Source organism: Enterobacter cloacae complex sp. IR5450 (assembly GCF_049238665.1).
GTDB classification, from domain to species: domain Bacteria; phylum Pseudomonadota; class Gammaproteobacteria; order Enterobacterales; family Enterobacteriaceae; genus Enterobacter; species Enterobacter hormaechei_C.
The window spans coordinates 39,952-53,890 of the sequence record NZ_JBMKIC010000022.1; the positions used below are offsets into that span (position 1 = coordinate 39,952).

Below are 13,939 nucleotides of genomic sequence, written 5' to 3' on the forward strand. Positions count from 1 at the left end.
AGGGGGAGTGATTAATGGGTTAGATTATTTGCAATCTGTTGATGCGCCTTCTTTTACCCATACGTCGCTGTTGGCTGGGTTATCACCACGGGTCCACCATTTCGCACGGTAAACGTTACCTTCATAGGTGGTAGTGTCGCCGCCGTTGTAGACCAGGTCAGAACGCCAGTTCATCTTCACGTTGCTCACCAGCTCCCATGCATCCACACCGAAGCCAGGCTGATTGCCCTGAGTCCAGTACTTCGCTTTCCACACCAGATGGTCGAAGCTTACGGTATCGCCACCGTTGTAGATTTTGCTGGATTCCCACGCCGCGTATTTGCTGGCGTTAGCATCCACAGGTGCATCGCAGCTTCCTTTGTCAGACGGAGGAGTCACATCATCAGCCGGAGGGGTAACGTCATCCGCCGGGTTAGTGTCTTCGTCAGCAGGTACCGGTGCAGGCGCCGCTTTCGGATTCACGGTAACCTGGACGTTAGACTGCACGCTGGTCTTACCGTCGCTCACTACCACGCTCAGGGTGTAGGTAGACGTCGAGCTCACTTCCGGCGCCGTGATATTCACGTTCGCGGAGTCAGTTCCGGTGGCGTGCATATCTGCTGGTACGCTCCAGGCGTAGGTCAGCGCATCACCGTCTGGGTCCGCAGCCTGGGCATGCAGCGCATAGGTTTCACCAGATTCAAGCGTGATCGCTTCCATTGGGTTTAAAACCGGTGCCTGGTTAGCTTTCGGTGCCTTGTTCACCACCTGGACATCAATCGCGTTGCTCAGGCCTTTTGCATCGGTCACCGTCAGGCGGAACGTCATGGTCTGGTCGGTGGTCGCTGCCGCAACATTGAAGGTCGCTTTCGCTTTGGTGCTGTTGTTGATGGTGACAGACGGACCAGAGACCTGAGTCCATTTGTAGGTAATCGCATCGCCATCAGGATCGCTGGAAGCAGAGCCATCGAGCGTGACGGTTGCCGGGCCAGACACGTTCTGATCGGCAGAGGACGCGATTGGCGCGTGGTTGGTGACCACCGGATCAACCGGAGTCGAGTCGCCGCCCAGCAGGCTTTCGTTCATCGCATTCAGAATGTCGCCGGTATCAGAGTCGATAGACCACGCGAACAGACCGCCCAGTTTATTGGCCAGAACATACTTGCCTTTCGCCGTGGTTGAACGCGCATCTTCATACGAGATCAGGTCGCCGGTGGATTTGTTGAAGACGTAAGGGGCTTCAGCGGTCGTGTCGTAGCCGTATTCCCAGCCCGGTTTGCCTTTGTATTCGTTCACGATCTGACGGTAGTCAACCACGCCCGGTTCCCAGGTGCCTTTCACCATGCCGGTTGCCGTACCGGTGAATGGATTGTCACCGGTGTAGCCATGCACGCCGGTCCAGCCGCGGCCATACATGCCCGCACCCACCACGATCTTGCCTGGCTGTACACCCTGCGCAAGCAGCGCGTTAACGCCGTTTTCAGTGGTGTAATCAGTGTCCGGACGCCATGCTGGCGCACGCAGCGCAGCCTGGTGGCCGAGAACGGTGTTGCTCCAGCCGCCGTAGAAGTCGTAGCTCATCAGGAAGATGTGGTCGAGATACTGCTGAGCCGTAGTGTAATCCACGTCTTCGATCTTATCGCGACCTGCACCGATGGCGCTGGTCAGTTCATAGGTACGGCCCGTCTGTGCAGACAGCTCGTTCAGCATGGTGCGCAGGTCGTGCATCAGTGCGGTATAGGTCGCTTTATCCTGCTGCGGGTTACCCAGGTTTTCGGTTACACCGCCACCGCCCGGGAATTCCCAGTCGATATCCACGCCGTCAAAGAATTTCCACGTCTGGAGGAAATCTTTCACAGAAGAGACAAAGCGTGCTCGGATAGCCGGGTCGCCCATGTGGAAGAACGGATCGGAAAGCGTCCAGCCGCCGATAGATGGCAGCACTTTCAGGCCTGGATGCGCTTTTTTCAGCGCCATCAGCTGGCCAAAGTTACCTTTGTACGGATCATCCCAGTTGGAGACGCCAGCCTGTGGTTTTTGCAGCGCAGCCCATGGGTCGTGGATCGCCACGGTAAAGTCAGGACGGCCCTTACAGTCGTTCTGAAGCACGCGGAAGCTGTTACCACCTTCAATGGTTTTCAGGCCGTCGTTGATGCCGTCACCGCCACAGATTGGAATGAAGCCGTACAGAATGTGGTTGAGGTTTGCCGCAGGGATCTTATCAACCGGGAAGTTACGGTCGTAAACGCCCCATTCCGGGAAGTAGGCCGCAACCACTTTATCGGTATGCTTCGCGAACGCTTTGTTGTTCTCCTGGAGAGACGTATTCAGCGGCAGCAGGTGGCTACCGTCGGTGTCAGCCACAATAATCAGCTTACTGGCGCTTTTCGCACAGCCGCTGGCATTACAGACTTCAACCTGTTCCTGATAACGCCCGCCTTTTTTCACTTTAAACGTTGCAGAGCCCGTCGCACCGGCTGCGCCGGTCCATACGGTCTGTCCGTCCAGCAGAACTTTCGCAGAAGTTGGCGCATCACCACTCCAGACGTTCCACTCAACTTTTACATCCACGCCATCGTTATGCACTTTGACAAGATTGTTATAATCCTGTGCAGCCTGATCCACTTCCACCAGGGCAAATTTGTCATTGCCATAGCCGATCGTCGGTGCACCTGGCGCTGCTGCAAATGCGGAGCTGGTTGCCGCCGCAATAAAGAGCGCCAGATATTTTGGCTTCATAAATTTCATTTTTATTTCCTGATAAATTTATTTATAACGTAGTAACCCATGTCTTCCGTGAGATCATGGATGCGTTTCGCGTAATGCGTATTTAACCAACGTGAGTGCCGTGAACAAAAAATTGTTGCTGCGTTGTATTCCTCCATTAAAAGATACAAGCCAAATCCCGTGTAGCTTATATCTCTTACGATACACTGAGCGTAAAGGATCGTCCTTTCCTTCCTCCATCAAAAAGATTTATAAAAAATCTTGACCTGTATATTTAAAATGTGAAAGCAATTTGCTGACTAATAAAAACCCCTATTCCAGCAAAGGCGAGATAAGGACCAAAAGAAATAGTGAGGTTATTTTTATTTAAATTATTTACGGCGAAATAACCGACAATACCGCTTAACGCTGCCGCCAGTTCAATAGAGGGCAACGCCTGCCAGCCGCACCAGGCGCCCAGCGCTGCCAGTAGCTTAAAATCCCCGTAACCCAGACCTTCTCGTCCCGTGATCAGACGAAAAGCCCAGTAGAGCAGCCAGAGCGACAGATAGCCCGCCACCGCGCCGAACAGCGCATCGCGTAGCGGCAACGTGTGGTCAAACACATGAAGCAAGAGACCTGCCCACAGCAGCGGCTGGGTCAGGCAGTCCGGAAGCAGCTGGTGCTGCCAGTCGATCATGGCCAGCGGCAGTAAAAAAGCCGCCAGTAACCACAAAGAGAACAGCGCCTGAACGTCCGGCATGCACCAGGCCGTGATGCCAAAAAACAAGGCGGAGATCAGTTCGACCAGAAAGAGTCGCAGCGGGATCGCGCTGCCGCACTGGTGGCAGCGCCCCCGTAATAAAAGCCAGCTGAGCAGCGGGATGTTTTCCCACGCGGCGAGCGCGTGCTGGCACACCGGACAGTGCGAGGCCGGAATGAGCAGATTACCGCTCCCCTCCTCATCCATCACCATCCCCGGTACGCGTTCGGCGACAACGCCAAGAAAACTGCCCACAATGCCGCCCAGGATCGCACTCATTATCGGGAACCCTACCGGAAAGGCATCCCGCATCAGCGCGAAGGTATTCATGCGTTTTTTGCCCAGGTGAGTTGCACCTGCGCTTTCACATCGCTGAGGTGGTCAACCGGCGTGAGGTTTATTTTTTGCAATCTCACACCGGTGGTCTGATTAATTTCACGCAGCCAGCTTTTTAATTCATACACATTAACCCGATTCACCACGAACGATAAAGTTTGCCCCTCCTGGCGCACATCCGTCAGCGAAAGGTTAATTTCATGGGCGCTATTCTCGACCACCGTACGCGGATTATCCGTTTTGACTAACTGGATCTGAAGATGATTTTTATCAATTTCACTGCGCATCCAGTTAAGCGTCTCTTTTTGTCTTTTAAGTGTCGATTTACTATTTTTAATCATATTATCCAAGGGGATCACTCCTGTGTAATACACCGCTGCCCCCACAATGGCAACGGCACATATTTTTAAAATGATTTTTTCCCGGGCGCTGTAATTCTGATAGCGCGCTTTCAGCTGTGCGATTCGCTCTTTCATTTATGTTTCCCTGCGATCATGGCGGTATACGGTTCGGTTGTTGAAACAGGCTGTAAGGTAAAATCAAAATTCTCACTGGTCTGGTTAACAAACGCCTGCAACGCGGGCTGGTTTTGCGCGCTGACGCTCAGCGTCAGGGTGTTTTGCTGCGCATCGTATTCCAGCAGATCGATCTCCATCGCAGGGACTGACTGCCGGGCTTTCTCCAGCTCCTCAAGCTGAAGAAAGAACCCCTTGCTCTGTTTTTTCAGGCTTTGGCCAAAGTGATATTTGATATTGGTCTGCTGGCGCATGCTGGGGAAATGGTGCTGATAAACCTGGACGATCTCCTGCTGCACCCGATTTTCCTGCTGCACCAGCATCCAGGCCATCGCAATGCGTGGCCCCAGCAGCAGACCAACAGACAGCACGCCCGCCGCCACCATCGCGGCTTTCATCCTTTTCGCCGCCCGCCCATGACCGGCCTTAAGGCTGAATTCACCGTGAAGCAGGTTAACGCGACAGGTTTGCCACTGCGGCTGGATCAGCGCCAGCGGATGCTGCCAGGCATGCTGCACGTCAACGTGCACCTTCGCAGGCGCATCGCCGTAACACCACACTTCCCCGACCCCGGCTTTCTGCATTAACAGCGGCAGCAGGGTTGCCTCCATTTCACCCGCCACATGGGGCGATAAACGCAGCCAGTAGCCATCATCCTGCGCGACCAGCGTGCTGCCCCCTGCCGTCACGGGCAGGAGCCAGGCATCAGGCAGGGCCTGAATCACGTTTAATCCGGCCTCCTGACAGCGGGTTAATGTTGCGCGCAGGCGGTCGGCGTCAATGGCCACGGCGTCGACGTCGGCGCCTTTTTTGTGGAGTACCGTCCAGTGGAGGTTGTCCACGTCGCCAATCAGCGTCTCTTCTGCCATCCACGAGAAGGCCATTCCCTGAGAAGCCACCTTTTTCGCTAGCCTAAAATGGCGGAAAATCATGTCGCTGGCGGGTAACAGGAGACAAACGCGCGTAGCCAGGGGGTGTTCGGCCAGCATCTCCAGGCTGTCGACCACCTCGACGCGCTCGCTGCCGGACTCACACCACATTATTTTCCCGCGCTCGCGGCTGTCGGGACGAACAAAAAGTACCTGTTTCATAACGTTCTACTTTTCTTATTCAATCATTCGGTAACGACGCTGCCACGTCACGATCTCACCGGCTTCGTTATTCACCTGAAACTGGCTGACCACGCGAAGCGTTAATTCATCGGTATTGCCGGTGTAATTCACGCGGAAGTACCGGCTGTTTATAGAAAATTGATCTACCACCTGCGGGAGATCGTCTTTTAACTGCGGGAAGGCCTGCTCCAGCGCTTTGCTGAACGCTTCCATATTTTCCCAGCCCGATTCCGGACGCGAATCCAGCAGGCGAACGGCGTCATCCCGCGTGAGTTTTCCCGGGAACATGGCCGCCAGCACGGCGGCCTGTTCCGGTTGCAGGGTGTTCACGTCCACCTTGCTGGCGGCGTCCGGCAGCGCGCATAACAGCTTGCTCACCTTTGGATATGCCGTAACAGGGAACGCCGGCAGCAGTTTGATTTCCGCGATGCTGCGCATCATCTGATTTGCCGGTTGCCGCGCGGGCACGACGCCAGCCCACGCATCGCTTTCGGCCCCCTCCTTCGCCGTGGTGCTGTCACCATCGAGATAATCCACCAGCTGGAAATAGACCGCCTCCGCCGTGCCCGGACTGAGCCCACTTTCCGTCAGAAGTTGTTCTACAATCCGCGCTTTAAGCGGTGTTTCCGCCACCGCGGGAGCGCTTTGCCCCTGGGGTGCGATGTCGGCGGTCAACAGGTTATTGACGTTAAAGCAGTCCTGCGCATCTTCCACCTGGCTCACGACCGTGTAATCTTCACCCTGCGTCTCCAGCGGCTGATGCCAGTCGCCGTCCAGCGCCAGCGGCTTGCTCTCGCCACTGGTGTCGGTCTGTAACCGGTCCTTCACCACTTTTTCCTGGGCCTGCATCGCCCAGCGCAGCTGCTGCTGGCTTACCTGATAATGCGTTTTCTGCAAATTACGGCAGAACTGCTGGCTGATTTTGGCGGCCAGCGCCGACATCATCACCAGCAAAATCAGCACCACCAGCAGGGCTACGCCCTGTTGTTGACGCATCCGCTTCATGGTCTGGTCTCCGGCGAAGGGGCAGGCGCAGGGGCTGCATCCGGGGGCGTCCCAGGCGCGTCGGCGGCTTTCTCTGGCGCCGCGGCAGCGGCCACCTCCTGCATATCACCCGGCGTGGTGAATACCCAGCGCCAGGTATCCCCGTTTTCCATCGTCAACGTAACCTCCACGCCGTCCGGCAGATGGGCGGCGTCGCTCCAGCTTTTCAGCCAGCCCTGACGATAAAACCGCCACTGCAATGATTTAACGCCGCTGACAATCGGCACTTCGTCAGGCTTAACGTCCGCCGGGCCGTCAATGACCGGCCAGACGTCGCGATACAAACGCCCCTCTTCCAGCCGCCAGCGCACGCGCTCCAGCTGGACCGTTCCGCTCACGCCATTCAGGGTGGTCAGTTCAAGGGCATCGCCCGCCTGACGAAACAGCTCCGGCTCATTACGCGGGGCGCGCGCCTGAAGCTGGAAAAAATCACGCTCCATCAGACTCCAGGCGCGCTGAAGCTGGTTGAGCTTTGCGGCGCTGGCATCCGTCGCCGAGCTGGTACGCATCGCGCCGTCCAGAATTTGCCAGGCCAGGGTGCGGATCACCGCGAAGATAGTCAGCGCAATCATGATCTCCAGCAGGGTAAATCCGCGCTGGCGTCGCGTTTTCTTCACTTGCTCTCTCCCGGCGGAATGATATGCAGGGAAATAACCGGCTGGCTCTCATCGCCTTCCGCATACACGCGTATTGTATTCGCCCAGACGTTGTCGGCGGTTTTCACCCGCTGCTTACGCCAGTTCCAGCTGCGCCCGCCCATGATTTCCGTCCCCTGCTGTTCAGCATCCGGGAAGTCGGTTTTCGTGAGCTGTGCTTCCGCCAGCTGGTTTTCCGCCACCCAACTGGCCTGCAAGGTATCGGCCAGGCCATGGGTAAAACGCACGTTCAGGGAGACCGAGTTCATCAGCGCCAGCGCGGCGGTGGAGAAAATCACCAGAGCGACCATCACCTCCAGCAGCGTCATCCCCTTTTGCTTTTTGTTGCCGTTAGCCATCGTTTTCTACCGATAACGGCGCCGCACCTTGCGACACCACGCGGAAATGGTGCTGTTTGTCATAACTTTGCAGCGTCAGCGTAAAGCGGCTGATTTCACCGTCCGGTAAAAAGATCACCTGCGGCTCGGACGTCACCGTCGCGGCCAGGCGCTGCGGCGAGAGCGACACATGCATCTCTTCCGGAAAATCACCTTTGGTGGTAATGCGTCCGGCAGATAATGGCACCCAGTGACGCTCGCCATTTTCATCGGCGATCGTCACCAGCTGATATTTATCGGTGGCGATCACCAGCCCGACAATATTTCCGTCCATCACCGCACGGTCTGAACCATAATCAACAAGCGCTTTTAATTGCTGGCCAAATATATCCGCGCCGCTGCGCGAAGGAATGGTGGACACCACCATCATGGCGCAACTGGCAAATATCACCAGCGCCAGAATAATTTCCAGCAACGTAAAGCCGCGTTGATTTTTCATTATTTCTCTTTCTTATCCAGAGACCAGTTGGTAATGTCATCGGCGGTATTGGCTTCGCCGTCCGGACCGGCTGAGAAGACGTCCACCGCGCCGTGTTCACCCGGGCTCACCAGAAGATAATCATTGCCCCAGGGGTCCTGCGGCAGGCGACGGATATAGCCGTCCGTGCGGTAGCCGTTCGGGATTGGCGCGATTTCAGGTTTGGTCACCAGCGCCTGCAAACCCTGCTCTGTGGTCGGGTAGCGGTGGTTATCCAGCTTGTACATATCCAGCGAGCCTTCGAGCGCGACAATATCGCTGGTTGCTTTTTGCGTATCGGCTTTTTCCTTATTGCCCATTAAATTTGGCACTACCATACTCGCCAGTACGCCGAGAATAACAATGACCACCATTAATTCGAGCAATGTGAAGCCCGCCTGGCGAGCCAGGTTTTTACGTTTTAAAGCCATGATTTAACCTACCATATTATTAAGTTGCAGAAGCGGTTGTAATATTGAAAGCACGATGAATAAAACAATCGTCGCCATGGATACCACCAGCGCCGGTTCAAAGACCGACAGCGTTAATGTAATTCGATGTTGTAAGGCCGATTCCTGATTTTCCGCCGCGCGATCCATTAAATTACCTAATTCCCCGCTCTCTTCACCGGAGGCAACCATATACAGCATGGTGGGCGGGAATAATTTCGCCTGTTCCAGCGCCGCATACAGCGACGCCCCCTGGCGCACGGTGTCGGCGGCCTGCTCCAGCACCTGCCGGGCATAGCGGTTTTCGATACCGTCCATCGCGATATACATTCCCTCCAGCAGCGGCACGCTACTGGCCTGCAAAATACTCAGGGTACGGATATAGCGGGCGCTGTTGATGGCGCAGACCAGCTTTTTAATCGGCGAGCCGTTCACCAGCCAGCTGTGCCAGCGAAAACGGTTTTTGGCATTCCTCAGCCAGGTTTTGAAGCCGATAAAGCCCCCCCCCAGAATGCCCACAATATAAATGCCCCAGGCTTGCAGGAAATCACTTACCGCAATCAGCGTCCGGGTGGTGATCGGCAGCTGCTGCTTCATGTGAGTGAACTGCTCGATCACCTGCGGCACCACCGCCACTAGCAGTATGCTGATGACCGCGATGGCGACCACGGTGAGGGTTATCGGGTAGACCATCGCCTGCGTCAGCTTACTTTTCATTTTCTGGCGCTGCTCGTTGTACTCCGCCAGCTTCTCCAGCACGTCGCCCAGGTGACCGGTTTTCTCCCCGGCCATCACCAGCGTGCAGTAAAGCTTGTCGAAGGTGCGCGGGAACTGGCTGAAGGCATCGAACAGGGTGTGGCCTTCCACCACCTTCTCGCGGATCTCCACCACCATCGCCGCCAGCTTTTTGTCTTCCGTCTGCTTCGAGATCGCTTTCAGCGCGCTCTCCAGCGGCAGCGCGGCGTTGACCAGCGTCGAAAGCTGACGGGTAAACATCGACAGCACCGGAGTGGAGAGCTTCACCCCGGTTTTCGCTTTCCCGCCAGCCGCCGTTTCGCGGGTTTCGGTAATGCTGACGGGCATCAGTTTTTGCTCGCGAAGCCACTGGCGAACCTGCTTCTGCCCCTCGGCCTGTAACGTCCCGCGCTGGGTTTTCCCCGCGGCATCCGTCGCTGTCCAGGCGTAGAAAGCCATTATGCATCCCCCCCACGCTCGGCGGTGACGCGCATGACCTCTTCCAGAGACGTCACGCCGCCGATCACCTTCAGCAGCCCGTTTTCACGCAGGCTGTAGGCCTGCTTAAAGAGCTGCGTTTCGAGGGACATTTCGTCCTTATCTTCATGGATGGCGCGGCGCATGGCGCTGTCCACCACCAGAAATTCATGAATACCGGCGCGGCCCTGATAGCCGCTCTGACGGCAGTGTTCGCACCCCACCGCGCGGTAAATCGCTTCTGGCGGCGCGTCCATAAAGCTGAACAGCGCTTTTTCATTGGCGTCCAGCGGACTGGTGGTCCGGCAGTGCGTACACAGCCGACGCACCAGACGCTGGGCAATGACACCGAGCAACGATGAACCGATTAAGAAGGACTCCAGCCCCATATCCCGCAGACGGGTTATCGCCCCTGCGGCACTGTTGGTGTGCAGCGTCGACATCACCAGGTGACCGGTCAGCGACGCCTGCACCGCAATCTGGGCGGTCTCACCGTCACGAATTTCCCCGATCATTACCACGTCCGGGTCCTGACGCAGAATGGCGCGCAGCCCGCGGGCAAAGGTCATGTCCACGCGCGGGTTAACCTGCGTCTGCCCCACCCCTTCCAGCTCGTACTCAATCGGATCTTCCACGGTCAGAATGTTGCGTTCGTGGCCGTTCAGCGCTGAAAGAATGGCGTACAGCGTGGTGCTTTTACCGGAACCCGTCGGGCCGGTAACGAGGATGATCCCGTGCGGGCGTTCGATCAGCCCTTTCAGCTTCTCCAGTTCTTCATCAATCAGCCCCAGCTTGTTGATGTCGGGCTTGAGATTGCTTTTATCGAGCAGACGCATCACCACGCGCTCGCCGTACTGGGACGGAATGGTCGACACACGCACGTCGATCGCCTTGCGACCGATGCGCAGGGAGATACGGCCATCCTGGGGTAAACGTTTCTCGGCGATGTCGAGTTTCGACATCACCTTGATTCGCGATACCAGCAGCGGGGCGAGCTTACGCGCCGGTTGCAGCACCGGGCGCAGCACGCCGTCAACGCGAAAGCGAATGCTCAGGGTGCGCTCGAAGGTTTCGATATGAATATCCGACGCGCCGTCCTTCACCGCCTCGCCGAGAATGGCGTTGATCAGGCGGATCACCGGCGAGTTTTCGTCGTTATCGAGCAGATCTTCGTTATCCGGGATCTCCTCGGTTAACGCCATCAGATCGATATCCGCGTCCATGTCATCCACCAGCTGCTGCGACACGCCGCTGCTCTGCTGCCAGATTTTGGCCAGCATCTCGTCAAACGCTTCCGGCGCCAGAGTGATCGGGACGAACGCGCGTCCAAGCACCCGGCGCACCTCCAGCAGTGCTAACGCCGGGGTGTCCTCACGGATATAGACGTCATTGTTGTAAAGCAGAACGCCGTTATCTTTTGCGTAGTTGCTGCTACACAGGGATTTACTCAGTTCGTCCACGGTATCCCTCCGCCTTACTCTTTAAACGGATTGCGTGCCGCGGAGGTTTTCACCGGTGCGACGTGAGGGCTTGCTGAAGGAAACGCGGGCAGGACGGCGTTGTCGCTCGGCTCAACAATACCGAGCTTTTTCTCTTCCACGCGCTGCATCTGGCGCACCCGGATCTGGTCATATTTCTCTTTCGAGGCTGCGCTGTAGTTGTCGTCGTCACGCAGGACGGTGGTATGAATAAACACCATCAGGTTGCGTTTAGAGGTATCCTGCGAGGTGTAGCGGAACAGCTGCCCGACCAGCGGGATATCGCCGAGCAGCGGCACTTTGGAGACGGACTGTTTGGTCACATTTTCCATCAGGCCGCCGAGCACCACCGTCTGGCCACTGTGAACCATCACTTCGTTATTGATCGTGCGCGTGTTGAAGGTTGGGCCGAGGCTGGAATCTTCCGTCGCGCTGTTGTCAACGCTGGACACTTCCTGCTCAATCTTCAGGTGGATCATGTCGCCATCGTTGATTTGCGGCACAATCTTCAGCTTGGTACCGACGGTTTTACGCTCAACGGAGTTAAACACGTTGTCGCCGCTGGTGGTTTGCGAACCGGAAAGCACCGGCACATCCTGACCGACGTTGAATGACGCTTCTTTGTTATCCAGCGTGACCACGCTTGGCGTGGAGAGGATGTCGTTTTTGCCGTTGGTGGAGAGCGCGGTCATCAGCGCACCGAAATCACCGTTAAAGAAGCCGGTCGCAAGGCCCGTGAAGCTCGCCCCTTTCATGGTGCCATTTTTAATCTGGCTGATTGGCAGGCCGGTAGCGCCAAACTGCACGCCGCCGTGCTTGCTGGTCCACTGCACCCCAAGATCCAGGCCGTTGCCGTCCTGCACTTCGGCAATGATCGCTTCCACCAGCACCTGCGGACGGCGAATATCCAGCTTGTCGATCACCTTCTCCAGGGAGTTCATCACATTAGGCTGCGCAGTGATCACCAGGGAGTTGGTTGACTCGTCGGCGGTGATATTCAGATCGGTTGAGGCGCTCGCGGTTTTCGCTTTGGCCGCGCCCGGCTTGTCTTTCAGCTGCTCGCCAATCCCGGTCAGCACCGGCACCACTTTGGTGGCGCTGGCATATTTGAGGTAGAAGACGCGGGTGTTCCCCTCGTTATTCTGCTCGCGATCCAGCTGATGGATAAGGGAACGGGTACGCGCGCGCGCATCTTCCGAACCGCTGATCACCAGGCTGTTGGTTTCGTCATCCGCCACCACCTTGGTCGCCAGCTGTGGCGCGTTCTGCCCTTTCTGCTCTTCGTTGTTGAGGTTGTTCAACATATCCGAAAGTTCTTTGGCAGAGGCAAAGCGCAGCGGGATGATTTCGCGGCGCTGAATACCGTCTTTATCGACGCGCTGCACCAGATCCACCAGGCGGTTCACCACCGAGGCTTTACCGGTTAACAGCAGGACGTTGGACGGCTCAAAGTGCACCACGTTCCCGATGCCAGTGGCATCGTTGAGCTGACGCAGCAGCGGGGCCAGCTCGCGAACGGGTACGTTTTCCATGCGCACCACGCGGGTGATGATCTCATCACCTTTGCCCGGGTTCTTGCTGTCTGCCAGCGGCGCACCGGCGGTACGCGCCACGCTTGAGCGCACCACTTTGACCATGCCGTTGTCCAACGGGATCACCGACAGGCCGTAGAGATCCAGCACGCTCAGAAAGAATTGGTAGTACTCATCTTCCGTCAGCACGTTGTAGGTTCGGACCGAGACGGTGCCCTGGACGGACGGGTCGACCAGAATGGTTTTGTTGAGATTGCGGCCTACCGTATCGATAAACTCGCGAATATCAGTATTTTTAAAACTCGCGCTAAAGTTAGCTGCAAGCAGCGAACTGGAATATAACGACAATGCGGTCAGCGCCACGCACGCCCAGGGAAATTTTTTCATGTCTGCACACTTGTTAATTGTTTAGAACATTAACCCGAATATTTTCAAGGTGAGCGTGACGCCGCACGACGACATCCGCTTCTTTCATTTTCGACCAGTTGGCAATAATGCTTTTCGCTTTTGCTTCATCGGTCATATCGACAGAGTTAACCTGAACCGCCACATCGCCTTTTTCCAGACCTGACTGACTGTAAAAGGCGGAGGCATTCCTTGGATTTATCCTGTAGCCTTCCAGTCGGCCTTTTTCAATGATGGGTTTTAACACCAGATAATCATCAAGATGCAAACTTTAGCGCCAGCATCTTTCGTCGATTTTGTAACCGGGCCGCTATCCACGCCCCCCTTAAAATAGTCCGGTTTATTTAACGCCAGTACCTGCGTAGCACCTTCATAATTAACCACCACATTATCTTTGTTTATTTCCTGAATAAATGCGTCGTTAAATCCGGCGAGAGGTTCACCCTCACGGTAGCTTCGCTGACCGCCTGGGGTTTTGATAACAGCAAAGGAGAGCCAGGCGTCATCACTGCGCACAATGCCCTCTATCTCCGCTGCCAGCGGGGCTTTTGCCGCATCCGCTAAGTTCTCCTGACGGACGGCAGCCGTAAAAAGCGTGAAGGGTTTATCTTCGTGCGTTTTTTTCAGCGGCTGTAGATCAGCTTTAGCCAACTTATTCGTAACTTTTTTATAATCTTTTAAGGTGAGATACCCTTGCTGGCCGCTAAAAATGAGCAGCACAAACATAAGACAAGGCGTTATCCACCGTGACAGAAATGAGAACCTCATTTTTTATCCGGCCTATAGCAAAGCAAAAATAAGCAGCGTCATACTGCGCCAATATGGAGGAAAATAGTAATAAGCTGTTGCAAATACGACCACTGACTTCGCCACCAACTTTCATACAGAAAAATATTGACCGTATAAAATCCAGATGTT

The 13,939-nt window shown here is 55.8% G+C and carries 12 protein-coding genes and 1 pseudogene; all 13 read right to left on the reverse strand.

Features of this window, described 5'->3' with window-relative positions:
• Positions 1–24: 24 nt before the first annotated feature.
• Positions 25–2,727 carry a glycosyl hydrolase family 18 protein gene (locus ACOTYB_RS16425; RefSeq protein WP_023324390.1) on the reverse strand — a complete coding sequence of 901 codons (2,703 nt, stop codon included), beginning with the start codon at positions 2,725–2,727 and terminating at the stop codon, positions 25–27.
• Between the two features lie 253 nt (positions 2,728–2,980).
• Positions 2,981–3,778, reverse strand: a complete 798-nt coding sequence (locus ACOTYB_RS16430; protein ID WP_022650706.1) for a prepilin peptidase — start codon at positions 3,776–3,778, stop codon at positions 2,981–2,983.
• Complete coding sequence (gene gspM, locus ACOTYB_RS16435; RefSeq protein WP_022650705.1) at positions 3,775–4,260, reverse strand: type II secretion system protein GspM; 486 nt, start codon at positions 4,258–4,260, stop codon at positions 3,775–3,777. Before gspM ends, ACOTYB_RS16430 begins: the two co-directional genes overlap by 4 nt.
• A complete protein-coding gene (gspL, locus tag ACOTYB_RS16440) occupies positions 4,257–5,390 on the reverse strand; it encodes a type II secretion system protein GspL (RefSeq protein ID WP_003858342.1) in 1,134 nt (377 codons plus the stop codon). Before gspL ends, gspM begins: the two co-directional genes overlap by 4 nt.
• A 15-nt stretch (positions 5,391–5,405) precedes the next feature.
• Positions 5,406–6,416 (reverse strand): type II secretion system minor pseudopilin GspK, encoded by a 1,011-nt coding sequence (gene gspK, locus ACOTYB_RS16445; RefSeq protein ID WP_022650704.1) that lies wholly within the window; start codon positions 6,414–6,416, stop codon positions 5,406–5,408.
• Positions 6,413–7,072 carry a type II secretion system minor pseudopilin GspJ gene (gene gspJ, locus ACOTYB_RS16450; protein ID WP_220153695.1) on the reverse strand — a complete coding sequence of 220 codons (660 nt, stop codon included), beginning with the start codon at positions 7,070–7,072 and terminating at the stop codon, positions 6,413–6,415. The genes gspK and gspJ overlap by 4 nt, the downstream gene beginning before the upstream one ends.
• Positions 7,069–7,449, reverse strand: coding sequence for a type II secretion system minor pseudopilin GspI (gspI, locus tag ACOTYB_RS16455; protein ID WP_003858348.1), 381 nt, complete (start codon positions 7,447–7,449; stop codon positions 7,069–7,071). Before gspI ends, gspJ begins: the two co-directional genes overlap by 4 nt.
• Entirely contained in the window at positions 7,442–7,927 is a 486-nt protein-coding gene (gspH, locus tag ACOTYB_RS16460; protein ID WP_003858349.1) for a type II secretion system minor pseudopilin GspH, read from the reverse strand. The genes gspI and gspH overlap by 8 nt, the downstream gene beginning before the upstream one ends.
• Positions 7,927–8,376 (reverse strand): type II secretion system major pseudopilin GspG, encoded by a 450-nt coding sequence (gspG, locus tag ACOTYB_RS16465; protein ID WP_003858352.1) that lies wholly within the window; start codon positions 8,374–8,376, stop codon positions 7,927–7,929. Before gspG ends, gspH begins: the two co-directional genes overlap by 1 nt.
• A gap of 3 nt (positions 8,377–8,379) precedes the next feature.
• Positions 8,380–9,588 carry a type II secretion system inner membrane protein GspF gene (gspF, locus tag ACOTYB_RS16470; RefSeq protein ID WP_022650701.1) on the reverse strand — a complete coding sequence of 403 codons (1,209 nt, stop codon included), beginning with the start codon at positions 9,586–9,588 and terminating at the stop codon, positions 8,380–8,382.
• Positions 9,588–11,066, reverse strand: coding sequence for a type II secretion system ATPase GspE (gene gspE, locus ACOTYB_RS16475; protein WP_022650700.1), 1,479 nt, complete (start codon positions 11,064–11,066; stop codon positions 9,588–9,590). Before gspE ends, gspF begins: the two co-directional genes overlap by 1 nt.
• 14 nt (positions 11,067–11,080) lie before the next feature.
• On the reverse strand, positions 11,081–13,003 hold the full coding sequence (gene gspD / locus ACOTYB_RS16480) for a type II secretion system secretin GspD (protein WP_022650699.1): 1,923 nt from the start codon (positions 13,001–13,003) through the stop codon (positions 11,081–11,083).
• 13 nt (positions 13,004–13,016) lie between these two features.
• Positions 13,017–13,747: pseudogene (gene gspC / locus ACOTYB_RS16485) on the reverse strand (type II secretion system protein GspC).
• Positions 13,748–13,939: the final 192 nt, after the last annotated feature.

Excerpts from the sequence above, each read along its gene's own strand:
- ACOTYB_RS16425 (WP_023324390.1), bottom strand. The coding sequence starts at position 2,727 with ATGAAATTTATGAAGCCAAAATATCTGGCGCTCTTTATTGCGGCGGCA.
- gspD (WP_022650699.1), bottom strand. The coding sequence starts at position 13,003 with ATGAAAAAATTTCCCTGGGCGTGCGTGGCGCTGACCGCATTGTCGTTA.
- gspK (WP_022650704.1), bottom strand. The coding sequence starts at position 6,416 with ATGAAGCGGATGCGTCAACAACAGGGCGTAGCCCTGCTGGTGGTGCTG.
- gspI (WP_003858348.1), bottom strand. The coding sequence starts at position 7,449 with ATGGCTAACGGCAACAAAAAGCAAAAGGGGATGACGCTGCTGGAGGTG.
- gspM (WP_022650705.1), bottom strand. The coding sequence starts at position 4,260 with ATGAAAGAGCGAATCGCACAGCTGAAAGCGCGCTATCAGAATTACAGC.
- ACOTYB_RS16430 (WP_022650706.1), bottom strand. The coding sequence starts at position 3,778 with ATGAATACCTTCGCGCTGATGCGGGATGCCTTTCCGGTAGGGTTCCCG.
- gspF (WP_022650701.1), bottom strand. The coding sequence starts at position 9,588 with ATGGCTTTCTACGCCTGGACAGCGACGGATGCCGCGGGGAAAACCCAG.
- gspH (WP_003858349.1), bottom strand. The coding sequence starts at position 7,927 with ATGAAAAATCAACGCGGCTTTACGTTGCTGGAAATTATTCTGGCGCTG.
- gspL (WP_003858342.1), bottom strand. The coding sequence starts at position 5,390 with ATGAAACAGGTACTTTTTGTTCGTCCCGACAGCCGCGAGCGCGGGAAA.
- gspG (WP_003858352.1), bottom strand. The coding sequence starts at position 8,376 with ATGGCTTTAAAACGTAAAAACCTGGCTCGCCAGGCGGGCTTCACATTG.